Source organism: Gordonia sihwensis NBRC 108236, from assembly GCF_000333035.1.
GTDB lineage: Bacteria > Actinomycetota > Actinomycetes > Mycobacteriales > Mycobacteriaceae > Gordonia > Gordonia sihwensis.
This window is the reverse complement of record NZ_BANU01000006.1, coordinates 120,905-143,516: the sequence shown is the minus strand read 5'-3', so window position 1 is coordinate 143,516 and position 22,612 is coordinate 120,905. Positions and strand designations below refer to the sequence as shown.

Genomic DNA, 22,612 nt, shown 5'->3' with positions numbered 1-22,612 from the left:
GGGCGCACTCAGTACCGTCGCGCGGAGTTGTACGGGCCGGCCTTGTCGATCGGCACCACCGCGACCGGCACACCGAAGGTCGATGCGTGCACCACGTAACCGTCGCCCACATACATCCCGACGTGCGTGGCATCCGGGTAGTAGATGATCAGATCTCCCGGCTCGAGGTCGTTGCGATCGACCGGGGTGCCGCCTGCGAGCTGGGCCTCGCTGGTCCGCGGAATCGAACGTCCGGCCTGCTTATAGGCCCACAGCATCAGGCCGGAGCAATCGAACTGGTTCGGCCCGGTGGCGCCCCAGACGTACGGATCACCGATACGCGAGATCGCGGCCTGGACGGCCACGAGTTCCGGAGAGGTCCCCTTCGGCACGGCCCGGGGGTCGAAGTTGTACTTCGGCCCGCGCAGCGCGGCGAGCTGCTTGCCGGTCATCGACTGGTAGATGGCGCGGATCTGAACGGCTTCGATCTGCAGATTCGCCTGCTTGGCCTGCAGTTCACCGCGCTGCTTCTCCGAGGCGGCAATGGCCTGGGTCGCGGCTGCGGCGGTCTTCTCGGCCTCCGATTTGGCGGCCTTGGCCTCGCGTGCGGTCTTCACCACCGACCGCAGGTCGGCCGCCGACTGGCGGGACATCACTTCCAGACCCGACATGTTGTCGAGGAGATTCTGGGGCGAATCGCTCACCAGCATCGCATAGAGGCGGTTGATGCGAGCGCCGCGGTAGCTGACGCGCGCGAGGGCGTCCACCTTCTTCTGGGCCGCGTCCATCTGGCCCTGCATCGCGGTGAGCTGATGGGCCGCCTTGTCGGCCTTGCGTCGTTCGACGGCGACGATGCGGCGCTGCTTGTCGTACTCGACCTGCGCGGCGTTCATCGCCTCGGAGGTCTTCTCGGCGTTCACCGAGAGCGAGCGGTACTTCGAGAGCAGTTGGTCGGGGGTGCGCGCCGGGTCGGCTGACACGGGGGCCCCGACCATGATCGTCGACGCGGACACGGCTGCCAGCCCGAAGGCGGCCGCCCGTCTGAGCGTCCGGGACGTTCGACTCTTCAACACCACTCGCACTCGATCCTTCATACCCGTGAGGGCGGGCCGGCGCACTTCACGCCGTCCCGCCCTTCACCGAAGTTCAAACGGCAGTCGCTGCTCAGTAGCGGCGAATACCCGTCAGGTTCCACGCGTTCACCTTGTCGCGCTTCACCGGAACGCCCTCGGTGGACGAGTGGACGAAGATTCCATTGCCGGCGTAGATGCCTGCGTGGCCGCCGCCGTTGAAGATCAGGATGTCGCCGGGCTGGGCCTGTGCCAGCGATGCGACGGGAGTGCCGCCGCCGAGCTGACCGTAGCTGTCACGCGGGATGATCTTCCCGGCCTGCTTGTAGGCCCACGAGGTCAGACCCGAGCAGTCGAAGGCGTTGGGGCCGGCCGCACCGTAGACGTACGGCGCGCCGATCTTGGACTCCGCGTAGCGCAGCGCCTTCTTGGCGCGCACCTGCTGCGGGGTGCCGATGTCCAGGCTCGGGGCCTGCGGGGCCTTCGGCACCAGGTTCTGCGGCAGTCCCGGAACGTCGAAGGTGCCGACGTTCGGAACGGTCACCGGAGTGGCATGTGCGGGAGCTGCGGCGAACGCCAGCGATCCGCCGATGGCGATCGAGCCGGCGAGCACTGCGGACTTGGCGGCCTTACGGCCGGCACTGGTCTGCTCCAAACTATGTTTGCCCACGAAAACACGTACTCCTTGTTGTTCTCCCTTATCGCCGACCGGGTTAGCTGTCGGGTTCGGGCCGGAAGAGATGGACCCTACGCAGGCAGAAAGAAGCCCGAAGCTTCAATCCTTGTGCGATTCACCCCAATCCGCACGCACGATTCACATCGGTCGCACGGAGGAAGTGGTTCCCCGGTTCGCCCCCGTTGGTGAGGGCGATTAGGCGATGACCCACCGGGCACCCGGACTGCTCCGGGACATCCCTGACTGGAAGGTCTCGGAAAGATTACGAAACCCTGACAGCGATGTCCACTGGCCCGCCGTAGGCGTGCCGTCCACTACCGGCTCACACGGCGCGGAGGCCACCCGGCCACGACTCCCGGAAAGTGTCATCACCTGCGACGACACCCCGTTTGGCCGCACCCGCGACCTCAGGGGAGATCAATTCTGTGTCAGCGAACACATCGATCGCGTCGGCGAGTTCGGCACCGGCGGGGTCAGGGTTCTCCATGACCCCATAACCGCTGGTGGGCGGACCGAAGAAGACCTGCATCATGCAGTCGCCGCAGGCTCGCGCTCGCATCGGACACCGCGCACAGTCAATTTTCATGTGATCTGCCTCTCATCATCTCGGTGGAGACGGCGAAACCGGGCAATCACGTTGTCCGCGACCCGAAGACGTCTCGTCGCCGTCGACCTCGGGTGGAGACTACGACGCCCCTACGACATCTCCGTCCGTCGAAGCGCGTCGGGCCGGGGCTGTCAGAGCCCCGCCGTACGGTTCGGCCATGACCGTCGAACAGCTGTCGTTCGCCGACCTTCCCGAGGCCGACGAGTTCACCTCCGCTCCATTGCGGGAGACCACCTTCGTGGTGGTCGACCTCGAGACCACGGGCGGCAGTCCGGAGAACGACCGCATCACCGAGATCGGTGCGGTCAAGATCCGCGGAGGCGAAGTGCTCGGCGAGTTCGCGACGCTGGTCGACCCCGGGCGCGCGATCCCGCCGCAGATCGTCGCCCTCACCGGAATCACCACCGCCATGCTCTACGACGCGCCAGCCGTCGAGGCGGTGCTGCCGTCCTTCGTCGAGTTCGCCCGCGGGTGCGTCCTGGTGGCGCACAACGCCCGCTTCGACATGGGGTTCCTGCGGAGGAGCGCTGCCCGAGCGGGCCTGCCGTGGCCGTTCTCCGCGTCCCTGTGCACTGTGGTGATGGCCCGACGGATTCTGAGCAGGCAGGAGGCGCCGAGCGTCAAACTCTTCGCGCTGGCCGATCTGTTCGACGTCTCGGTCCGGCCGACCCACCGTGCGCTGGACGACGCCCGTGCCACGGTCGACGTCTTCCATCGACTTCTGGAGCGCGTCGGCGACCAGGGGGTGCGAACGGTGGGCGATCTGACCACGTATCTGCCCCGGGCGACGCCGGCGATGCGCGCCAAACGCACGATGGCGTCCGGGCTCCCCCATCGGCCCGGCGTCTACCTCTTCCGCGGTCCGTCGGAGGAGGTCCTATATATAGGTACCGCCGTCGACCTCCACCGTCGCGTCTCCGGGTACTTCAACGGAAGCGACACCCGCACCCGGATCGCCGAGATGGTCTCACTCGCGACCCGCGTCGATCACGTCGAGTGCGCTCATGCGCTGGAGGCCGGGGTCGCCGAACTGCGACTCCTCGGAGTCCACAAGCCGTCCTACAATCGCCGCTCCCGCAATCCGCAGCGGGGCTGGTGGATCACCCTGACCGCCGAGCGCTTCCCGCGCCTCAAGGTGTCGCGCACGCCGGGGACCGAATCGCTCGGGCCGGTGACGAGCCGGGCGGTCGCGCTGGAGGTGGCGGACGTCCTCTCCGGGGCGGCGGGGCTGCGGACGTGCGGCGCCGACCTGAAGAAGGCGAGTCACCACTGGTGTGAGGGGCCGACGGAGGCGGGACGACTGCCGGATCCGCTCGTCGCGACGCTGCCGGGAACGTGCCGCGCCGCCAGTGACCGCCCGCAGACGCTGCCGGACTACCTCTGCCGAGTCGAGGCCGTACGCGACCTGATCTCGGGACGGTCCGACTCGCTTCTCGCGGTTCTGTGCGAACGCGTCGAGTACCTGGCCCAGCAGCGCCGGTTCGAGTCGGCGGCCCGGGCGCGCGACCGGCTGTCGGCGACCATCGAGACCCTCGCCCGGACGCAGCGGCTCGCGGCGGTGGCGCAGCGGCCGGAGGTCGTGGGCGCACGGCCCGACGGTGCCGGCGGCTGGGAGCTGAGCGTCGTCAGATACGGGCGCCTGGCCGGCTCCGCGCACGCGGCTCGCGGCGTGGCCCCGATGGCGGTCGTCGAACGACTCAGAGCCGCGTCCACGACCGTGTTGCCCCCGGCCGACGACAGCGGACCGCTCGCCGGTGCGCCTGCCGAGGAGACGGCGCTGATCGAGCGATGGCTGTACGAGTCCGGTACGCGGTTGGTCGACGTGAGCGACCAGCTCTCATTGCCGATCGGCGCGGCCGAGCGCTGGCGCGACTTCGCACGCATTGCGCGATCGGCGCGCGAGGCGACGAGTCGCTAACGGCCTGGCGGCAAGCCACTAGAGTCGAGCCCATGATCACCGCCATCGTTCTCATCGGAGCCGACATCCATCAGATCCCCGAGACGGCCCAGGCCGTCGCCGAGATCCCGGGCGTCACCGAGGTGTACTCGTGCGCCGGCGACGTGGACCTGATCGCCAAGGTCCGGGTGCGCAATCACGAGGAGATCGCCTCGGTGGTGACCGGCGCCATCAACCGTCTTCCCGGTGTCCGCACGAGTGCCACGCACATCGCGTTCCGCAGTTACGCCAGCGCCGAGGTGGAGGGCGGGTTCTCGATCGGCGAGGCGTGACGCGCCCCGATGTCCCGTCCGACCGAGGCGTCCTGCGCCCCGAGTCGCTTCCCGAGTTCCATCGACTTCCCGCCATCGGCGCGACGGCCGACCTGGTCCGGTGGTTCTGGATCTGCCGCTGGCAGCTGCCGACCGGCCGTGTCAGCCGCCAGGAGGTCATCGGCTTCGGCGCCCTGAATCTGGTGGTTCAGCACGATCACGTCGTGGTGGCCGGTGCGACCACCCGGATCAGTCATCGGGACCTGGCAGGAACAGGATGGGCCGTTGGAGCACTCCTGCGGCCCGCGGCCGCAGGAGCACTCCCCATCCGTCCCGCCGAACATCTCGACACCGTCACCGTGGTGTCCGCACCGGACCTGCACGCCGCGGTGAGCACTGAGATGACCACTGGAATGGGCTCCCCGCCCGACCCCGCGGCCGCTGCCGAGACGGTGGGACGGTGGCTGCGGGCTCGCGCGTCGCTCACCGACGAGGCGCTGCTCGCGAACCGCGCGGTGACCGCGCTCGAGTCCGACCCCGCTCTGATCCGGGTCGATCAATCGGCCGAACTCTTCGGGATCAGCGAACGGACCCTGCAGCGCCTCACCGCCAAGTACGTCGGCCTGTCACCGGCGGCGTTGATCCGCCGCCGTCGACTGCAGGAGGCGGCGCACCGCGTCCGGACACGGCCGGACGAATCCCTCGCCGAGATCGCCGCCGAGCTCGGCTACACCGATCACGCCCATATGACACGCGACTTCGCCTCGGTGCTCGGGTTCACCCCGAGCCGCTACCGCGCGGGAGGGTGAGATCAGCCGTGCTCGGCGGCGAGGCGGTTGCTGACCTGCGCCCAGCGCGACAGCAGGTCCGCCGCCCCGCCCGAGTCGATCACGGCCTCGACCCTCGCGAGAGCATCGCGCATCGCCGCGATGAACTCCTCCTGAGTGAACATCTCGTCCTGTTCGAAGGCGACCACAGCGGCCGCGGCGTTGAGGACCACCGCGTCACGCACCGCACCGCGGGCACCGGCGAACATCTCACGGGCGATCTGCGCGTTGACCGAAGCGTCTCCGCCCTGCAGGGCTGACAGCTCGACGAGATCGATTCCGAGATCTCGGGGATCGAGGGTCAGTTCGCGGGAACGGCCGCCGATGATCTGCCACACGGTGGAGGTGGTGGTGGTCGTCAACTCGTCGAGACCGTCGTCGCCTCGAACCAGAAGCACCCGGTTGCCGCGCTCTGCGAAGGCCTGCGCCAGCACCGGCGCGAGGTCGGAGAAGGCGCAGCCGATGAGTCCGGCTTCCGGCGACGCCGGATTCGTCAGCGGCCCGAGCACGTTGAAGACCGTCGGAATGCCGATCTGACTGCGCGGCGGTCCTGTGAAGCGGAAGGCCGGATGAAAGACCGGCGCGAAGCAGAAGCCGATACCGAGTTCCTCGACGCACTGCTGGACCGCGGCTGGCGGCAGCGTGATCGCCACGCCGAGCGCCTCGAGCACGTCGGCTCCGCCGCTCTTCGACGAGGCCGCACGGTTCCCGTGCTTCACCACCGGAACACCCAGAGCGGCCACGACCACCGATGTCATCGTGGAGATGTTGACGGTGTGGGAGCGGTCGCCCCCGGTCCCGACGATGTCGACCGCCGCCCCCGACACCTCGATGCGGTTCGCGAGCGCGAGCATCGCCTCCGACAGCCCTCGCAACTCCGACGACGAGGCGCCCTTCATTTTGACGCCGACACCGAACGCGGCGATCTGTGCGCCGGTCGCCGCGTCGGACATGATCTCGCGCATCGCCCACGCCGCCTCGTCCACCGTCAGATCGACCCGATCGGTCACTTTGCCGAGTACATACGGCCAGGTGTAAGCGTTCTCGGCGGCAGTCACGTCGTCAGCAGTCACGCGAACCACCCTAACGGCAGCCTCCCGGACGCGTCAGCGGAGTATCCGCCGCAGTTCAGCGACGGGGCGCACCGGCTTCCCCGGCACCCGCCGGCCGCAGCACCGCCCAACCGACGACGGCCCCCTCCGCGCGCGAGACCATGCTCGCGATGCGGGCCCGCTCCCGAGAGAGCGCCACCGCATCCACCGGCATCACCCGAGCAAGCGCGAGGGTCGTCAGCGCGTCGTCCGCTGCGTCGGGCCCCGCAGCCACCACACGCTCATCCACCGGACTCTCGTCGACCGCGTAACCGTCCGCACCGACACGCTCGAGGACCCCGCCGACCGCCGAGGCGGGCAGTCGCACCACATGCCGCAGAACCACCGCCTCGGTCGAGGCGAACCCCGCCTGCGCCAATGCCACCGAACTCGCGACCGTCTCGTCGGTGCCGGAGACGACCACCCGCAGATCCGGATCGCCCACCACGGGCTCGGGTGCGCGCGCGGCGTCACTGCGCCAGGGCAGCTTCCACGAGACCATCACGCCACCTCACGCCATATCGTCATGGCGTCCACCGTAAACCCTCATCCTGGTCTCAGGACACGCCGGTAGACTCGTCGTCATCGGCTCTACCTGCGGAAAGCAGGCGACTTCGAGCAATTTTCCGACCCGGGTGGTCAACGGTTACTACGAACCGTCATACTTCTCTTGTGACTAGCGCTGTGGGTAACTCAGAAACCGCCATCACCTCACGCGTGCACTCGCTGAACCGTCCGAACATGGTCAGCGTCGGCACCATCGTGTGGCTGTCGAGCGAATTGATGTTCTTCGCTGGCCTCTTCGCGATGTATTTCGTCGCTCGGGCCAATGCATCGGACGGCTGGCCGCAGCCGCCGACACATCTGAACCTCTGGCTCGCCGTGCCGGTGACCACGGTTCTGATTCTCAGTTCGTTCACCTGCCAGGCAGGTGTCTTCGCCGCCGAGCGCGGCGACGTGTACGGCCTTCGTCGCTGGTACACGCTGACCCTGCTGATGGGCACCTTCTTCGTGTGCGGCCAGGCCTACGAGTACTACTCGCTCATCAACGAGGGCACCACGCTCTCGTCGAGCGCATACGGGTCGGTCTTCTACATGGCGACCGGTTTCCACGGCATGCACGTCATCGGCGGTCTCCTCGCGTTCGTCTTCCTCCTCATCCGCACACGCCTGTCGAAGTTCACTCCGGCGCAGGCGACAGCTGCGATCGTCGTCTCGTACTACTGGCACTTCGTCGACGTGGTGTGGATCGCGCTGTTCGTCGTCATTTACTTCATCCGGTAGCCCCCGGCGGCCGAAGAACCGGCCGGCCCGCCGGACCGGTTCACATACATTCAGTCCAAACCGCTTAGTAGAGAGTCACAGATGAGATCATCTCCACCGAGTTCGCCGGAAGACCGCGACCCGTCCGATGACAACAACGACGCCGCGCGCGCTAAGCGGCGTCGCAAGCTCCGTCGCCGAGCCAGCGGCACCATCTTCCTTCTGCTGGGCCTGATCGCCACCGGCATCATCGCCGCATTGATCTCGCCCAAGCCGCAGGTCGCGACCGCCGACGACAAGAGCGCGAGCTCCGTCGCCGCAGGCAAGCAGCTGTACGACACCTCCTGCATCACCTGCCACGGCGCCAACCTCGAGGGCGTCCGGGACCGCGGTCCGTCGCTCATCGGCGTCGGTGACGCCGCGGTGTACTTCCAGGTCTCCAGCGGCCGCATGCCGGCCTCGCGCAACGAGGCTCAGGCGCAGCGCAAGCCCGCCAAGTTCACTGAGGCTCAGATCGACCAGCTCGGCGCCTACATCCAGGCGATGGGCGGCGGTCCGTCGGTCATGTACGAGAAGGACGCCGACGGCAACATCAAGTACAAGGACGGCTTCCCCGTCCTCGCGATGGACTCGCTGCGCGGCACCGACATCGGCCGCGGTTCGGAGCTGTTCCGTCTCAACTGCGCCTCCTGCCACAACTTCACCGGTCGTGGCGGCGCTCTCTCGGGCGGTAAGTTCGCTCCCCCGCTGACGGACGTCAACCCGCAGCAGCTCTACACCGCGATGCTCACCGGACCGCAGAACATGCCCAAGTTCTCGAACCGTCAGCTGTCGGTGGACGAGAAGAAGAACATCATCGGCTACGTCCGTTACGTGGACACCGCCAACCCCAGCGGCGGTTACGGACTGGGCGGTTTCGGTCCGGTCTCTGAGGGCATCGTCATGTGGGTTGTCGGCGTGACGGCGGTCGTCGCCGGCGCAATGTGGATTGGATCACGAAATTGAGCGACACGAGTAAGGACGTCCCGTCCGACGACGAACTCGCCGCAATGTCTCGCGACGAGAAGGTCCGTCTCGGTACCAACCTCGACGGAGTGGAGATCATCCACCGCGCCGAGCGTTTCCCCGAGCCGGGCACGAAGGCCGAGAAGCGCGCCGAGTTCGCTGTCGCGATCTGGTTCGTGCTGGCAGGCCTCTTCGCCATCGCCGGCTTCGCGCTGTTCATCTGGAATGAATGGCAGTTCCGCATGCCGGACGAGTCGGGCTACTGGGCTTACACCCTGTACACGCCTCTGCTCGGCGTCACCTTCGGTCTCTCGATCCTGTCGTTCGGATTCGGCGTCGTTCAGCTGACCAAGCGGTTCATCCCGGCCGAGATCTCGGTGCAGGATCGTCACGACGGCGGTTCGGCGGAGGTAGACAAGCAGACCATCGTCGCTGAACTCGACGACACGCTGGAGACCTCCACCCTCCCCCGCCGCAAGATGATCATCGGTTCGGCGGTCTTCGGCCTCGGCGCACTGTCGGTGGCCGGCGGCGTCGCCGCGATCGGCGGCTTCATCAAGAACCCGTGGGCCAAGGGCGACGACGCTCCCCTGTGGCACACCGGTTGGTCGCCGATCTACAACGAGACCAAGGGCGAGACCGTCTTCCTGCGCCGCGACACCGGCAACCCGTACCAGGTGGCCCTGGTCCGACCGGAAGACCTCGACGCCGGCGCCATGGAGACCGTCTTCCCGTGGCGCGTCTCCGACGGCTACGGCGAGACCGAGGAGTCCCGCCACAAGCTGCTCGAGGGTCTTCGCGCGGTCCGCAACCCCGTCATGCTGATCCGCCTGCGTCCGGCCGACGCCGAGCGCGTCATCAAGCGCAAGGGCCAGGAGAGCTTCAACTACGGCGACTACTACGCCTACACGAAGGTCTGCAGTCACCTGGGTTGCCCGACCTCGCTGTACGAGCAGCAGACCAACCGGATCCTCTGCCCGTGCCACCAGTCGCAGTTCAACGCCCTCGAGTACGGCAAGGCGGTCTTCGGACCGGCCGCACGTGCGCTGGCGCAGCTGCCCATCAGTGTTAACAACCAGGGCTACATGGTCGCCAACGGCGACTTCATCGAGCCCGTCGGACCGGCATTCTGGGAGCGTAAGTCATGACGATCGCTGACCGCCTCGCCACGCAGGCAGAAGAGGTCGACTCGCGGTACCACCTCGCGGCCGGTATGCGTCGACAGATCAACAAGGTCTTCCCCACCCACTGGTCGTTCCTGCTGGGCGAGATCGCGCTGTACAGCTTCATCATCCTGTTGCTGTCCGGTACGTACCTGACTCTGTTCTTCGACCCGTCGATGGCTCACGTCATCTACGACGGCGCCTACCAGCCGCTCAACGGCGTCACCATGAGTCGCGCGTACGAGACCACGCTGAACCTCTCCTTCGAGGTCCGCGGCGGACTCTTCGTTCGCCAGATCCACCACTGGGCGGCCCTGCTGTTCGCCGCGTCGATCATCATCCACATGATGCGAATCTTCTTCACCGGCGCGTTCCGCCGCCCGCGTGAGGCGAACTGGGTCATCGGCTGCTTCCTGCTGCTGCTGGCGATGTTCGAGGGATTCTTCGGGTACTCGCTGCCGGACGACCTGCTCTCGGGCACCGGTGTTCGCGCCGCGATGTCGGGCATCGTCCTGGGCATTCCGCTGATCGGTACCTGGGTCCAGTGGGCCCTGTTCAGCGGCGACTTCCCGGGCGACATCATCATCCCGCGCCTGTACGTCCTGCACATCCTGATCTTCCCGGCCATCATCCTGGGTCTGATCGGTGCTCACCTGGCTCTGGTCTGGTACCAGAAGCACACGCAGTTCCCCGGCCCCGGCCGCACCGAGAAGAACGTCGTCGGCGTTCGCATCCTCCCGGTGTTCGCCGCCAAGGGCGGTGCCTTCTTCGCCATCATCACCGGCGTTCTCGCCCTGATGGCCGGCGTCTTCCAGATCAATGCGGTGTGGAACATCGGTCCGTACAACCCGGCGCAGGTCTCGGCGGGCTCGCAGCCCGACATCTACATGATGTGGACCGACGGCTTCGCCCGACTGATGCCGCCGTGGGAGCTCTACCTCGGCAACTACACGATCCCCGCGATCTTCTGGGTCGTTGTGGTCATCGGCGTGATCTTCGGCCTGCTCTTCACGTACCCCTGGATCGAGAAGAAGCTGACCGGCGACACCGCGCACCACAACCTGCTGCAGCGTCCGCGTGACACCCCGGTGCGCACGGCGGTCGGAGCGATGGCCCTGGCGTTCTACATCATCCTCACGGTGAGCTGTATGAACGACATCATCGCGCTGAAGTTCCACATCTCGCTCAACGCGACCACCTGGATGGGCCGCATCGGTCTGCTGGTGATCCCGCCGCTGGTGTACTTCATCGCGTACCGCTGGGCATTGTCGTTGCAGCGCAGCGACCGCGACGTCCTCGCACACGGCATCGAGACGGGCATCATCCGCCGCGAGCCCAAGGGCGAGTACATCGAGATCCACCAGCCGCTCGGACCGGTCGACGACCACGGTCACCCGATCCCGCTCCCCTACGAGGGTGCACCGCTGCCGAAGCGGATGAACAAGCTCGGCGCAGCGGGGTCGCCGGGTTCCGGCACCGTGCTGGTTCCGGACAGCGCCGAGGAGCAGGCGCTCAACGAGCGCATCGCTCACGAGCAGCACGAAGCGGAGAAGCAGGCGCTCATCGCCCTGCAGGAGAAGGGCGGCAAGGCCCTCGACTGATCCGCGCAGTCACCACGACGAAGGCCGTCTCGCACCAGCGAGACGGCCTTCGTCGTATCTGCGCTCCCCTCCCCCACCGGCGACGGTGCGCGCCCTCGATCGGTCGCCAAGCGACGGACCACGGCCGAGCTGGCGGCAGCCGAACGGGAACTGCGCAAGCGTCGCTCGCGGTCCCGGTGACCGCCGCCGAACTCGACGAGGTCGCCGACGCCGGCCGAGAATGAAGGCACGACTCGGTGTCGACGCCCTCGGCTCTACCGTCGCCCGCCCGGCCGCGCCCGGAGATCTGGTGGCCGGCTGCGTGGTTCACAGCGACCGCGGATCGCAGGGCGGATTCGACTGGTCGCCGCAACACCTTGACTGTGGAGGTGTTTCAGCAGTGGCGACGAAGGACTGGTCTGCTAAGACGAGCGACGTTCCTGAAAGGGCTCGGCGGCAGTGGCGTCCAGATCGTGCGTTGCGCCCGCCGATACGCTCGCCCGGGCGACCCGGAACGGGCCTACGAGGCCGTGGACGTCGAGTTCACCACACGTCCCCGCGGCGGTATTCGCAGATCAGCCGACCGTCCGTGTCGATCTCCGCGGTCTCAGGTGTCCGGAGGACCAGGACTGCGCCCTCATCGTCCGGGGTGAACTGTACCCCCGACTGTGTGAGGACGCCGAGCGGGCCGGACCACGGTTCCCAGCCGTGTCGAAGATACAGCCGGCGACCGTCGTCGGAGGCACCGAGTCCGCCGAGGTCGTACGCACGGGCGACGATTCCGTCCACCTGGTGCATCAGCGCATCGCCGATGCCGCGGCGGCGGTGTGCGGCATCGACCGCCACCGCCTCCACATAGCCCGTCCGCAGAACCCTGCCGCCGGGCACGTTCTCCCCTTGGACGATCAGCTGCCGTTGAACGACGGACGCGTGTCCCACCACCGCGTCGTCGGTACCGAACGCGATCACGTGGACGCCACCGAGCGCATGGTCGAAGTCGTCGGCGCCGAAGTCCCCGTCGAAGGCATCGGCCAGGAATGCGAACAGCTGCCCGCGGAACGCCGCGGACAGCTCGTGAGAATGACGAAGCCGCACCCGGTTCTCGGGTGCGGCTTCGTGCGTCTGAGTGGAGACGATCAGTGCTTCTCGGGTCCGACGTGGTACTCGAAGACCAGTCCGGCGACCGTGCCGACGATGATCGGCACCAGACCGATGGCGAACCACCAGTTGGAACTCGCGAAACCGATGGCGAAGAGCGCTGCGCCGCCGGCGATCATGATCGGCCAGTAGCTGTGCGGCGAGAAGAAGCCGAGCTCACCGGCGCCGTCCTCGATCTCCGCCTCTTCGTAATCCTCCGGACGGATCTCCACGCGACGGGCCACGAACCGGAAGTAGGTGCCCGCGATGAGCGCCAGACCGCCGGAGAAGAACATGGCGGTCGCACCCGCCCATTCCACACCGGTCCGGTAGTAGAACGTCGCGACGGCGTAGATCACGCCCATCAGGATGAAGAAGAGGGCGAGGGCCTCAAAGACCCGTGCTTCGACCTTCATAGTTCCTTAAACCTCCGGGGTGCACTGGGCGATCGTGGTGTTGTTGGCATCGCCGAGGTTCTTCGGAGTGGTTCCGTTGGAGACACGGCGGGTGTCGAACGGAACCGTGGTGACCGACTCGGGAACCTGGCACACGGCCTTGAGCGCCTGAGCGTTGGTCGCCTCCGGGTGGGCCTGGCGGTACTTGATGTAGTTCGCGAAGGTCGTCGGGCTCACGGCGCGGACCTCGAAGTTCATCATCGCGTGGAACGTTCCGCACATCTCCGCACAGCGTCCGACGAAGGCGCCCTCGCGGTCGATCTCGGAGATCTGGAAGCTCGAGTCCTGGTGGTTCTGCTTCGGGAAGGGCATCACGTCGCGCTTGAAGAGGAACTCGGGAACCCAGAAGGAGTGCACGACATCCGCTGCTGCGAGATCGAACTGGATGCGCGTATTGGTCGGCAGCACCAGGATCGGAATCTCCGACGAGCTACCGAGGGTCTCGATCTTGTCGTAGCTCAGGTAGTCCCGGATCTCGGCCGAACGGCCGCCGGCGGCACCGAGGATCTCCTCCTGCTTGCCGTCCTCTTCGCGGTACTTGGCGATCTGGTCCTGGAAGGGAACGCCCTGCTTGGAGTCCGTCTTCGGGTTCACCAGCTGCTTGCCGTCGATGGTGACCGACTTGTAGCCGAACTTCCAGTTCCACTGGAAGGCGGTGACGTCCACGGCGACAGCCGGGTTCTCTTCCTTCTTCTCCACCGAGTTCTGAACGACGACGGTGAAGTAGAACATCACGGCGATCAGCACGAACGGGATCGCGGTGTACGCGAGTTCCAGCGGAACGTTGTATCCGGTCTGACGCGGAATCTCGTCCTCGGCGGTGCCGTTCTTCTTGCGGCGGTGGAAGGTGATGGTCCAGAAGATCAGACCCCACACCAGCACACCCATGGCCAGGGCGGCGATGACCGACCAGGTCCAGAAGGTGCGCATATCATGTGCCTCGGGAGTGACTCCCTCCGGCCAACCGAAACGCAGGGCCTCTTCAGCACTGCAGCCCGATGTCATCAGCACACCGACGCCGAGTACTGCGAGGCCACTCAGTCTCTTGATCGTGCGCGACGGAGATCCCTTCCGTCGCGTCGACGGCCGTACACCGTTCGTCAATTTCACGCCTTCCTGCTGGCAGGGAGCTGTTCTTCCAAGGCCTGCGGCGACGAGCAGACACTCCTCGACGCAATTCTTGCACCTAGTACTACGCAGCGTAGACCAACCCGACGAAGTCGTCGTGATTGGGGTTCGCTGTTTCGCCGATCATTTTTCGCGACCTGCGGATACGGCTTCGACCGGGGGTGATTCCGCCCTCGCCACGGTGCGCCGGAGTCGCGGCGGCCAGCGCATCTGCGGCATAGTGGAACGCGCTCACGGGCGCGGATCGCCGCCCGTCTGACCTGACAGTATCTGCGAAAGAGGCCCTGACACCGTGTGTGGCTTGCTCGGAATGCTCACCAGCGACGGTTCGGCGTCGTCCACCATCGACCTCGTCGCCTCGGCAGCGAGGTACATGCGGCATCGCGGGCCCGACGACATGGGCACGTGGAACGACGACGACCTCGTCTTCGGTTTCAACAGGCTCTCGATTATCGACATCGAACATTCGCACCAGCCGCTGCGATGGGGGCCGGCTGAGAACCCCGAACGCTATGCACTGGTGTTCAACGGAGAGATCTACAACTACCTGGAGATCCGTGAGGAGCTGGCGCGCGACCACGACGCGCCGTTCCGCACCGAAGGGGACGGCGAGTCGATCGTCGCGGGCTTCCATTACTGGGGCCCGGAGGTGGTCCGCAAACTGCGCGGCATGTTCGCCTTCGCGATCTGGGACACCCAGAACCGCGAGTTGTTCATCGCCCGTGACTCGTTCGGCATCAAGCCGCTTTTCCTGGCGACCAGCCCGCGGGGTACCGCCTTCGGATCGGAGAAGAAGAGCCTCCTGGAACTGCTCGACCGGCTCGACCTCGACCGCGAACTCGACGATCGCGCGATCGAGCATTACACCGTTCTCCAGTACGTCCCCGAGCCGGAGACTCTGCACCGCAACATCACCCGGCTGGAGTCCGGCTGTTACGCGACGCTCAAGCCGGGTGCCGCCCCGCAGACGACTCGCTATTTCGCACCTCGATTCCCGGTGCGCCCCTTCGCTCCGGGTGGCGAGCAGAAGCGCTACGACGAGATCGCCGACGTGCTGCGCGACTCGGTGGCCAAGCACATGCGCGCGGATGTCACCGTCGGGTCGTTCCTGTCCGGCGGCATCGACTCGACGGCGATCGCGGCGCTGGCGATCCAGCACAATCCCGACCTCATCACCTTCACCACCGGATTCGAACGGGAGGGTTACTCCGAGGTCGACGTCGCCGCGGAGTCGGCGGAGGCGATCGGCGCCCGCCACATCGTGAAGGTGGTCTCGCCGCGGGAGTTCATCGAGGCGCTCCCCCAGATCATCTGGTACCTCGACGACCCGGTCGCCGACCCCGCGCTGGTGCCGCTGTACTTCGTCGCGGCCGAGGCCCGCAAGCACGTGAAGGTGGTGCTCTCCGGTGAGGGCGCCGACGAGTTGTTCGGCGGCTACACCATCTACAAAGAGCCGCTGTCGCTCAAGTCGTTCGACAAGCTGCCCGGCGGACTACGGCGGCTGGCGGGCAAGGTGTCGGACAGAATCCCCGAGGGCACCCGGGGCAAGAGCCTCCTGCACCGCGGCTCGCTGACCCTCGAGGAGCGGTACTACGGCAATGCACGCAGCTTCGACGACGCCCGGCTGCGTGCGGTGCTGCGGAACTTCCGGCCCGAGTGGACACATCAGGACGTCACCGCACCCATTTACCGGATGAGCGAGGGAATGGACCCGGTGACGCGCATGCAGCACCTCGACCTGTTCACCTGGCTGCGCGGCGACATCCTCGTCAAGGCCGACAAGATCAACATGGCGCACTCGCTGGAACTACGCGTTCCGTTCCTCGACAAGGAGGTGTTCGCCGTCGCCGAACGCCTCCCGTTCGAGGAGAAGATCAGCCACGGCACCACCAAGTACGCGCTGCGCAAGGCGCTCGAACAGATCGTTCCGCCGCACGTGCTGCATCGTCGTAAGCTCGGTTTCCCGGTCCCGCTGCGCCACTGGCTCGCCGGCACCGAGATGTACGACTGGGCGCGCGAGCTCATCTCCACGTCCGACACCGACCACGTCTTCGACAAGCGTTTCGTGATGCAGATGCTCGAAGAGCACCGGCGCGGCGAGGTCGACAACAGTCGGCGGATCTGGACCGTCCTCTGCTTCATGCTCTGGTACGGCATCTTCGTCGACGGAACCATCGTCCCGGCGATCGAAGATCACGATTACCCGGTCCGCCTGTAGCTGACCGCCCGGTGGTCGAGCAGGCGGCCCGTCCCGCCTCCGCTGGTTGAGCGAGCGGCCCGTCCCGCCTCCGCTGGTTGAGCGAGCGGCCCGTCCCTGTTCCCGCTGGTTGAGCGAGCGAAGCGAGTCGAAACCCCGGTGACAATCGGCCGGTAGCAGAACCATCTGCTGCCGTCGGATGTCGCGTTGGTTTCGACTCGCTTCGCTCGCTCAACCAGCCTGAGTGGCGCGCCGGCCGGCTACAGAACGGTCTTGATCTCCGCAGCGGCGTCGGCGCCGTAGGCCTCGGTGAGTCGCTCGACGGCCACGTCGACGTTCCAGGTCCAGCCCTGGGTCGATTCCGATTCGAGCACCAGCGTGGCGACCATCGCACCGAGCTGTGCGGCCCGTTCGTAGCCGAGGCCGCGGGCGATGCCGGTCAGGAACCCTGCGCGGAAGCCGTCGCCGACACCGGTCGGGTCCACCTGCTCGCGGACCGGCACCACGCCGACGTGGGTCGTGGTGCCGTCTCGCTCCACGATGTCGACACCACCGGCACCGAGCGTGGTGATACGGGTCCCGACGAGACCTGCCACCTGCGCGGCGTCGAGTCCGGTCTTCTGCTGCAGCAGGCCCCACTCGTACTCGTTGGTGAACAGGTACGCCGCGCCGTCGATCAGGTCGCGGGCGGCGGTGCCGTCGAGCCGCGCCAACTGCTGCGACGGGTCCGCGGCGAACGGGATCCCCTGCTCACGGCACGTCCGCGTGTGGCTGACCATCGCGTCGGGGTCATCGGCTCCGACGAGCACGAGGTCGGGGCGGCCGGTGGTGGCGAACAGCGCGGTGAGGTCGATGTCGCGGGCCTCGCTCATGGCTCCGGCGTAGAACGTGGCGAGCTGAGCCATGGTCTCGTCGGTGGTGCACATGAATCGCGCGGTGTGCTTGGACTGGGACCTCGTGACGCCGCGGCAGTCGACGCCGTGTCCGGACAGCCAGTTCTCGTAGTCGTCGAAGTCGGGACCGGCCGCCGCGACGAGCAGGGGCTCCTCCCCCAGCGAACCGATCGCGTACGCGATGTTGCCGCCGACACCGCCCCGATGGACGACGAGGTCTTCGACGAGAAAGCTGAGCGAGATGTGCTCGAGCTGATCGGCGACGAGCTGATCGGAGAACTTTCCGGGGAACTTCATCAGATGGTCGGTCGCAAGCGACCCGCAGACGGCAATGAACATCTGTCCAACGGTACTTCGTCCGGAAACGACGACGGCCGTGACCCCACCCCCGACGCGAGCGTCAGTTGAGGTCACGGCCGTCGACAGCTCCGTGTCAGCTGCCGAATGGACTCAGTTGAACGAATCGCCGCAGGCGCAGCTGCCGGTCGCATTCGGGTTGTCGATGGTGAAGCCCTGCTTCTCGATGCTGTCGACGAAGTCGATGGTGGCACCCTGCACGTAGGGTGCGCTCATCCGGTCGACGGCCAGCTTCACGCCGCCGAAGTCCGAGACCACGTCGCCGTCCAGGCTGCGGTCGTCGAAGAACAGCTGGTAGCGCAGACCGGCGCAGCCACCGGGCTGCACCGCGATGCGCAGGGCCAGGTCGTCGCGTCCTTCCTGGTCCAGCAGTGCCTTCGCCTTGGAGGCGGCGGCGTCGGTCAGCAGGACACCGGTTGCGGTTTCGTTCTGAACGGTCATGGGCGCTCCTCATGTCGCCGACCGCGAAGAATCTCGACGGCCGGATACGTTGTCGGTGGCTCAGTTACCGGTACAGCGGCCCGGCAGACACGGCCAACAGCATCAACGGTACTCGCCGACCCGCTATTCCCGCATCCCGCGCCCGGGTTTCGGCCGAGTCAGATTCCGGTCCGCTCGACCGTCCCGGCGAATCCGGCCGCGACCGTCTGCGCGAGTCCGGCCAGGATCGGCGCCGGGTCGGCGAGTGCGCGCGCGGACGAGCCGGCCCAGTCGGCCATCGAATACGCGACGGTGACGCCGTCGACGCGGGGCCTGCCGCGCACCTGCCCGGCCAGAACCACCGCAGGCACTCCGGCACGCCGTGCGTCGGCTGCGACGGAGGCCACCACCTTGCCGAAGGGAGTCTGCTCGTCGAAGCGGCCCTCCCCGGTCAGCACGAGATCGGCGACGCCGATGCGCCGCGCACGACCGGTGACACCCGCCACCACGTCGGCGCCCGCCTCTCGGGTCGCACCGAGTGCCAGGAGAAAGGCACCGAGCCCGCCCGCGGCACCCGCACCGGTGGCGTCACGGAGCCGCTGACCGTCGTCGGTGCGGACGCGGAGGTCCTCCAACTCGTCCGCCCACCGCTGCAGTCGCGACTCCAACCGCGCGACCGTCTCGGGGTCGGCGCCCTTCTGCGGAGCGAAGACAGCGGCCGCCCCGGACGGACCGAGCAGCGGGTTGGTCACATCGGTGGCCGCCACGAGTTCCGTCTCCCGCAGGAGGTGGTGCGCGGCGGTCAGTCCGCCGAGTGCCGTACAGGCGCCGCGGCCTCCGTCGGTGGTTCCACTTCCGCCGAGTCCGACCACGATCCGGGTCGCACCGGCCTCCACCGCAGCCCGCAGCAGGTCACCGACCCCGGCCGTCCCCGCACACCAGGCCGTCTCCGGACCGGGCGAGCCGATCAGATGCAGTCCGCATGCCTGAGCCGACTCCACGAACGCCGTGCGGCCGTCGAGCAGCACCTCGGCGGCCACCGCACCTCCGAGCGGTCCGGACGCCGAGACGCCGAGACGCCGCCCGACGCCGGCAGCCGCGAGCACGTCGACGAATCCGGGACCGCCGTCGGACTGCGGCAGCTGCTCGAGCACATCACCCGGCCGCGCGCGGGCCCAGCCCTCGGCGATCGCGGACGCGGCCTGCGCCGCCGTCAGCGTCCCGCCGAACTCGTCGGGGGCGATCACCACCCGCATCGCCGTCGTGTCCATCACCGGTCAGAGTAGCCGGGAGGCGCTTGCCCGATGCCCGCCGTCGCCGCCGCATCGAATAGTCTCGTAGTCGTGAAGTTGCCCTGGAAATCCGACGCCGCCAAGAGCTCAGCCGCCGAGTCGGAGGAGACCACCGACGTGCCGGCCGACGACGCGAGGCCGACCTCTGGTTCGACGACGCCCGGCAAGGGCCGCCCCACGCCGAAGCGCCGCGAAGCCGAACGCCGCCGCGGTCCCGTCGCGCCGCCCCCGACCACCCGCGCTGAAGCGCGGGCCCGGAAGAAGGCACTGCGGGCGTCGATGACCAAGGTGGAGCGCAAGGAGGTGGCCGCCGAACGCCGCCGCGTCCGCCTCGAGCAGCGCGAGAAGATGATGTCCGGCGACGAGAAGTTCATGATGGCCCGCGATCAGGGGCCGGTCCGGAAGATGGCGCGTGACATCGTCGACTCGCGACGCAACTTCGCCGGACTGTTCCTGCCCTTCGCGATCTTCCTGCTGGTGGTTCTGATGCTGCCGAACCTCGCGGTCATCGGGAACCTGGTGCTGCTGGCCTTCGTCCTGCTGGTGATCATCGATTCGCTGTACCTCGGCCGGATGGTCAACAAACGGGTGCGTGAGCGCTACCCGGACACCACCGACACCGGATTCCGGCTCGGGTGGTACTGCTTCACCCGTGCCATGCAGCTGCGGATGATGCGCGCGCCGCGCCCGCAGGTCAAGCCGGGCGACAAGGTCTGATCGCGTGCGCACGCTGATCCTCGGCGGCATCCGCTCGGGCAAATCGGCGCACGCCGAGCATCTCCTCGCCGACGCACCCGCGGTCCGCTACGTCGCGACCGGTTCCGCCGACGGCGACCGGGCCTGGCGCGCGCGGATCGATGCCCACCGCGAACGTCGCGGCGACCGCTATCGCACCGTCGAATCGTGCGATCTCGCGTCGCTCCTGCGCGACTTTCCCGATGAGCCGACACTCGTCGACGACCTCGGCAACTGGCTCACCGCACTGCTCGACGAGGCCGGAGCCTGGGAGGACGAGGCCGCCGACGTATCCGCGCAGATCGAGGACCTGTGCGCCGCCATCGCCGGCTACTCCGGCGATCTGGTGCTGGTGAGCCCGGAAGTGGGGCTCTCGCTCGTCTCGCCGACGCCGTCTGGACGGCGCTTCGCGGACGAACTGGGCCGCCTGAATGCGGCGGTGGCGGCTGTCTGCGAGACGGTCACTCTCGTCGTCGCCGGACGTGCACTGGACCTGCCCGCCGGTACCGGCGCCGTGCCCGCGGCCCCGGTACCGGTTTCCGCGTCCACGGCACCGTCCTCACCCGTCCCCGCGGAAGAGCCCGCCCGGCCCGCCGACGCGCCGGCGCCCCGGCGGGCGACCGTCTCCGAACCGGCCCAGATCGACGGCACCGACGCCGAGATCTTCCCGATCGTCGAACTCCCCGATCACGACGTCGCCGAGCAGGCCCGGGCACGACAGTTGCGGCTGACCAAACCGGCGCGATCCCTCGGCAGACTCGAAGAGCTCGGCGTCTGGATGTCGTCGTGCCAGGGCGTCTGCCCGCCGCGGACCCTGCAGTCGCCCGCAGTGGTGGTGTTCGCGGGCGATCACGCCGTGGCCGCCGACGGCGTCTCCGCCTATCCGCCCGAGGTGACGGCGCAGATGGTCGCGAACATCGCGACCGGCGGCGCCGCGATCAACGTGCTGGCGCGCCGCGCCGGAGCCACGGTGCAGGTCCTCGACATGGCGGTGCGAGCCGATACCGACCCGCACGTCTCCCGGTACAAGGTGCGCGCGGGAAGCGGCGATCTGCGAACCGGCAGTTCGCTGACCATCGCCGAAGCCCGACGGGCGGTCGCCGCCGGACGGGCCGTCGCCGACCAACTCGTCGACGCCGGCGCCGACCTGCTCATCGCCGGCGACATGGGCATCGGCAACACCACCCCGGCGGCCGTGCTGGTCGGGACTCTCACCGATCGCGAGCCGGTGGTCGTGGTGGGACGGGGCACCGGGATCGACGACGCCACCTGGATCCGCAAGACAGCGGCCATCCGCGACGGCATGCGTCATGCACGGCGGCACCGTAACGAGCCGCTCGCGCTGCTCGCCGCGGTGGCGGGCGCCGACATCGCGGCGATGGCGGGATTCCTCGCCCAGGCGGCCGTCCGGAAGACTCCGGCGCTCCTGGACGGGCTGATCACGACCTCGGCCGCCCTGGTCGCGCAGCAGTTGGCGCCGGGTGCCGCCTCGTGGTGGCAGGCCGGTCACCGGTCCACCGAACCGGCGCACGCGTTCGCACTCGATTCACTCGGGCTGACCGCGATCCTCGACCTGTCGATGCGGTTGGGCGAGGGCACCGGTGCCGTGTCGGCGCTCCCGCTGGTCGCGTCGTCGATCGACATTCTGACCGACATGGCGACCTTCGACGAGGCCGGCGTCAGCGGCGGAGAATAGGCACACCGGGATGATCGCCCGTGGCCTCCGCGGCGTGCACGACGCCTTCAGCTGGCTGACGGTACTCCCGCTCCCGCAGCCCCGCGGCGAATTCGACCGCGCCCGGGGCGCGACCGTGATCGCCGCGGTACCCGTCGTCGGAGCGGTGCTCGGACTGCTCGCCGCCGCCGTCGCCTTCGGGCTGTCGCACACCGATCTCCCCAGCGCGCTGGCCGGCGTCACCGTGGTAGCGGTGCTGGCGGCGACTACCCGCGGCATGCACTTGGACGGTCTCGCCGACACGGCCGACGGTCTCGGCTGCTACGGAGATCCGGATCGCGTGCGGGCGGTGATGCGCAGCGGCGACGTGGGGCCGTTCGGTGCGGCCACGCTCGTTCTGGTGCTGTTGGGCCAGTCCCTGGCGTTCGGCGCCCTGACCGCCGACTCACGATGGTGGTCGTTGGCGCTGGCGGTGGTCGCCGGAAGGACCACCGCGACCGTCGCGTGCCGGGCCGGTCTGAGCGCCGCGAACACCGACGGGTTCGGGGCGCTGGTCGCCGGAACTCAACGCGCGTCCATCGCGGTGTGGGCGGTGCTTCTGCTCGCGGTCGCGGTGGCCGCGGGAGGCTGGAACACGGGTACCTTCCACGCGGCGGATGCGGTCCGTGCGGCGGCGACCGTGGCCGTCGTCTGGGCGTTCGCCTGGGCCTTCACCGGGCATTGCGCCCGTCGCGCCGGCGGGCTGACCGGCGATGTCATCGGCGCGACGATCGAAGTGGCGACCGTGCTGACAGCCGTCGGCCTGCTCCTGTAGAGGTCGCCGAAACGGATCATGCCGCAGCCGGACCCCGGAC

Annotated in this window: 22 protein-coding genes and 1 riboswitch; of the genes, 11 read left to right on the top strand and 11 right to left on the bottom strand. The window is 67.9% G+C overall.

Annotation, left to right across the window (positions count from 1 at the left end):
• Positions 1-8: 8 nt before the first annotated feature.
• The 3 genes from GSI01S_RS04705 to GSI01S_RS04695 all read right to left on the bottom strand — a co-directional run bounded on the left by GSI01S_RS04705 (position 9) and on the right by GSI01S_RS04695 (position 2,284).
• Positions 9-1,055, bottom strand: coding sequence for a C40 family peptidase (locus GSI01S_RS04705; protein ID WP_006895297.1), 1,047 nt, complete (start codon positions 1,053-1,055; stop codon positions 9-11).
• Between the two features lie 88 nt (positions 1,056-1,143).
• Complete coding sequence (locus tag GSI01S_RS04700; RefSeq protein ID WP_006895296.1) at positions 1,144-1,719, bottom strand: C40 family peptidase; 576 nt, start codon at positions 1,717-1,719, stop codon at positions 1,144-1,146.
• Between the two features lie 18 nt (positions 1,720-1,737).
• A riboswitch (cyclic di-AMP (ydaO/yuaA leader) is annotated at positions 1,738-1,937 on the bottom strand.
• 110 nt (positions 1,938-2,047) lie between these two features.
• On the bottom strand, positions 2,048-2,284 hold the full coding sequence (locus GSI01S_RS04695; protein ID WP_231650306.1) for a hypothetical protein: 237 nt from the start codon (positions 2,282-2,284) through the stop codon (positions 2,048-2,050).
• 205 nt (positions 2,285-2,489) lie between these two features.
• Between GSI01S_RS04695 and GSI01S_RS04690 the strand changes: the two genes are divergently transcribed.
• Genes GSI01S_RS04690 through GSI01S_RS04680 form a run of 3 tightly spaced genes read left to right on the top strand, consistent with a single transcriptional unit; the run spans position 2,490 to position 5,349 of the window.
• Positions 2,490-4,250, top strand: coding sequence for a DEDD exonuclease domain-containing protein (locus GSI01S_RS04690; protein ID WP_006895294.1), 1,761 nt, complete (start codon positions 2,490-2,492; stop codon positions 4,248-4,250).
• A 32-nt stretch (positions 4,251-4,282) separates the two neighbouring features.
• Positions 4,283-4,561 carry an Lrp/AsnC family transcriptional regulator gene (locus tag GSI01S_RS04685; RefSeq protein WP_006895293.1) on the top strand — a complete coding sequence of 93 codons (279 nt, stop codon included), beginning with the start codon at positions 4,283-4,285 and terminating at the stop codon, positions 4,559-4,561.
• Positions 4,558-5,349 carry an AraC family transcriptional regulator gene (locus GSI01S_RS04680; RefSeq protein ID WP_006895292.1) on the top strand — a complete coding sequence of 264 codons (792 nt, stop codon included), beginning with the start codon at positions 4,558-4,560 and terminating at the stop codon, positions 5,347-5,349. Before GSI01S_RS04685 ends, GSI01S_RS04680 begins: the two co-directional genes overlap by 4 nt.
• Positions 5,350-5,351: 2 nt before the next feature.
• Here the strand turns inward: GSI01S_RS04680 and trpD are convergent, their stop codons facing one another.
• Together trpD and GSI01S_RS04670 are read right to left on the bottom strand one after the other, a co-directional pair.
• Entirely contained in the window at positions 5,352-6,440 is a 1,089-nt protein-coding gene (gene trpD, locus GSI01S_RS04675) for an anthranilate phosphoribosyltransferase (RefSeq protein WP_006895291.1), read from the bottom strand.
• 55 nt (positions 6,441-6,495) lie between these two features.
• Positions 6,496-6,960 (bottom strand): hypothetical protein, encoded by a 465-nt coding sequence (locus tag GSI01S_RS04670; RefSeq protein ID WP_006895290.1) that lies wholly within the window; start codon positions 6,958-6,960, stop codon positions 6,496-6,498.
• 170 nt (positions 6,961-7,130) lie between these two features.
• Here GSI01S_RS04670 and ctaE point away from each other — a divergent pair, with 170 nt between their 5' ends.
• From ctaE to qcrB, 4 genes are all read left to right on the top strand, one after another.
• Complete coding sequence (gene ctaE, locus GSI01S_RS04665; RefSeq protein ID WP_039866941.1) at positions 7,131-7,742, top strand: aa3-type cytochrome oxidase subunit III; 612 nt, start codon at positions 7,131-7,133, stop codon at positions 7,740-7,742.
• Positions 7,743-7,823: 81 nt separating this feature from the next.
• On the top strand, positions 7,824-8,726 hold the full coding sequence (gene qcrC / locus GSI01S_RS04660; RefSeq protein ID WP_006895288.1) for a cytochrome bc1 complex diheme cytochrome c subunit: 903 nt from the start codon (positions 7,824-7,826) through the stop codon (positions 8,724-8,726).
• Positions 8,723-9,874 carry a cytochrome bc1 complex Rieske iron-sulfur subunit gene (gene qcrA / locus GSI01S_RS04655; RefSeq protein WP_006895287.1) on the top strand — a complete coding sequence of 384 codons (1,152 nt, stop codon included), beginning with the start codon at positions 8,723-8,725 and terminating at the stop codon, positions 9,872-9,874. The genes qcrC and qcrA overlap by 4 nt, the downstream gene beginning before the upstream one ends.
• Positions 9,871-11,490 (top strand): cytochrome bc1 complex cytochrome b subunit, encoded by a 1,620-nt coding sequence (qcrB, locus tag GSI01S_RS04650; RefSeq protein WP_006895286.1) that lies wholly within the window; start codon positions 9,871-9,873, stop codon positions 11,488-11,490. The genes qcrA and qcrB overlap by 4 nt, the downstream gene beginning before the upstream one ends.
• Before the next feature lie 522 nt (positions 11,491-12,012).
• On the opposite strand, the gene GSI01S_RS04645 is transcribed toward qcrB, so the two are convergent.
• The 3 genes from GSI01S_RS04645 to ctaC are packed head-to-tail and all read right to left on the bottom strand — an operon-like array spanning position 12,013 to position 14,171.
• Entirely contained in the window at positions 12,013-12,564 is a 552-nt protein-coding gene (locus GSI01S_RS04645; protein ID WP_006895285.1) for a GNAT family N-acetyltransferase, read from the bottom strand.
• A 41-nt stretch (positions 12,565-12,605) separates the two neighbouring features.
• Positions 12,606-13,022, bottom strand: a complete 417-nt coding sequence (locus GSI01S_RS04640; protein ID WP_006895284.1) for a cytochrome c oxidase subunit 4 — start codon at positions 13,020-13,022, stop codon at positions 12,606-12,608.
• 6 nt (positions 13,023-13,028) lie between these two features.
• Positions 13,029-14,171 carry an aa3-type cytochrome oxidase subunit II gene (ctaC, locus tag GSI01S_RS04635; RefSeq protein WP_006895283.1) on the bottom strand — a complete coding sequence of 381 codons (1,143 nt, stop codon included), beginning with the start codon at positions 14,169-14,171 and terminating at the stop codon, positions 13,029-13,031.
• A gap of 310 nt (positions 14,172-14,481) precedes the next feature.
• Between ctaC and asnB the strand changes: the two genes are divergently transcribed.
• Positions 14,482-16,407, top strand: a complete 1,926-nt coding sequence (asnB, locus tag GSI01S_RS04630) for an asparagine synthase (glutamine-hydrolyzing) (RefSeq protein ID WP_006895282.1) — start codon at positions 14,482-14,484, stop codon at positions 16,405-16,407.
• Between the two features lie 239 nt (positions 16,408-16,646).
• On the opposite strand, the gene GSI01S_RS04625 is transcribed toward asnB, so the two are convergent.
• The 3 genes from GSI01S_RS04625 to GSI01S_RS04615 all read right to left on the bottom strand — a co-directional run bounded on the left by GSI01S_RS04625 (position 16,647) and on the right by GSI01S_RS04615 (position 19,327).
• Entirely contained in the window at positions 16,647-17,618 is a 972-nt protein-coding gene (locus GSI01S_RS04625) for a carbohydrate kinase family protein (RefSeq protein ID WP_006895281.1), read from the bottom strand.
• A gap of 111 nt (positions 17,619-17,729) precedes the next feature.
• Positions 17,730-18,077 carry a HesB/IscA family protein gene (locus tag GSI01S_RS04620; RefSeq protein WP_006895280.1) on the bottom strand — a complete coding sequence of 116 codons (348 nt, stop codon included), beginning with the start codon at positions 18,075-18,077 and terminating at the stop codon, positions 17,730-17,732.
• A gap of 158 nt (positions 18,078-18,235) precedes the next feature.
• On the bottom strand, positions 18,236-19,327 hold the full coding sequence (locus GSI01S_RS04615) for a glycerate kinase family protein (protein WP_101841560.1): 1,092 nt from the start codon (positions 19,325-19,327) through the stop codon (positions 18,236-18,238).
• Between the two features lie 72 nt (positions 19,328-19,399).
• Here GSI01S_RS04615 and GSI01S_RS04610 point away from each other — a divergent pair, with 72 nt between their 5' ends.
• The 3 genes from GSI01S_RS04610 to GSI01S_RS04600 are packed head-to-tail and all read left to right on the top strand — an operon-like array spanning position 19,400 to position 22,572.
• A complete protein-coding gene (locus tag GSI01S_RS04610) occupies positions 19,400-20,065 on the top strand; it encodes a DUF3043 domain-containing protein (RefSeq protein ID WP_006895278.1) in 666 nt (221 codons plus the stop codon).
• A 4-nt stretch (positions 20,066-20,069) separates the two neighbouring features.
• Positions 20,070-21,779, top strand: a complete 1,710-nt coding sequence (cobT, locus tag GSI01S_RS04605; protein ID WP_006895277.1) for a nicotinate-nucleotide--dimethylbenzimidazole phosphoribosyltransferase — start codon at positions 20,070-20,072, stop codon at positions 21,777-21,779.
• Positions 21,780-21,789: 10 nt separating this feature from the next.
• A complete protein-coding gene (locus GSI01S_RS04600) occupies positions 21,790-22,572 on the top strand; it encodes an adenosylcobinamide-GDP ribazoletransferase (RefSeq protein WP_006895276.1) in 783 nt (260 codons plus the stop codon).
• The last annotated feature ends 40 nt before the right edge of the window (positions 22,573-22,612 follow it).

Bases quoted from the DNA above. Each gene is read 5' to 3' on its own strand.
- GSI01S_RS04695 (WP_231650306.1), bottom strand. From the start codon at position 2,284: ATGCGAGCGCGAGCCTGCGGCGACTGCATGATGCAGGTCTTCTTCGGT.
- GSI01S_RS04690 (WP_006895294.1), top strand. From the start codon at position 2,490: ATGACCGTCGAACAGCTGTCGTTCGCCGACCTTCCCGAGGCCGACGAG.
- GSI01S_RS04685 (WP_006895293.1), top strand. From the start codon at position 4,283: ATGATCACCGCCATCGTTCTCATCGGAGCCGACATCCATCAGATCCCC.
- GSI01S_RS04670 (WP_006895290.1), bottom strand. From the start codon at position 6,960: ATGGTCTCGTGGAAGCTGCCCTGGCGCAGTGACGCCGCGCGCGCACCC.
- qcrC (WP_006895288.1), top strand. From the start codon at position 7,824: ATGAGATCATCTCCACCGAGTTCGCCGGAAGACCGCGACCCGTCCGAT.
- qcrB (WP_006895286.1), top strand. From the start codon at position 9,871: ATGACGATCGCTGACCGCCTCGCCACGCAGGCAGAAGAGGTCGACTCG.
- GSI01S_RS04640 (WP_006895284.1), bottom strand. From the start codon at position 13,022: ATGAAGGTCGAAGCACGGGTCTTTGAGGCCCTCGCCCTCTTCTTCATC.
- GSI01S_RS04625 (WP_006895281.1), bottom strand. From the start codon at position 17,618: ATGTTCATTGCCGTCTGCGGGTCGCTTGCGACCGACCATCTGATGAAG.
- GSI01S_RS04620 (WP_006895280.1), bottom strand. From the start codon at position 18,077: ATGACCGTTCAGAACGAAACCGCAACCGGTGTCCTGCTGACCGACGCC.
- GSI01S_RS04615 (WP_101841560.1), bottom strand. From the start codon at position 19,327: ATGGACACGACGGCGATGCGGGTGGTGATCGCCCCCGACGAGTTCGGC.
- GSI01S_RS04600 (WP_006895276.1), top strand. From the start codon at position 21,790: ATGATCGCCCGTGGCCTCCGCGGCGTGCACGACGCCTTCAGCTGGCTG.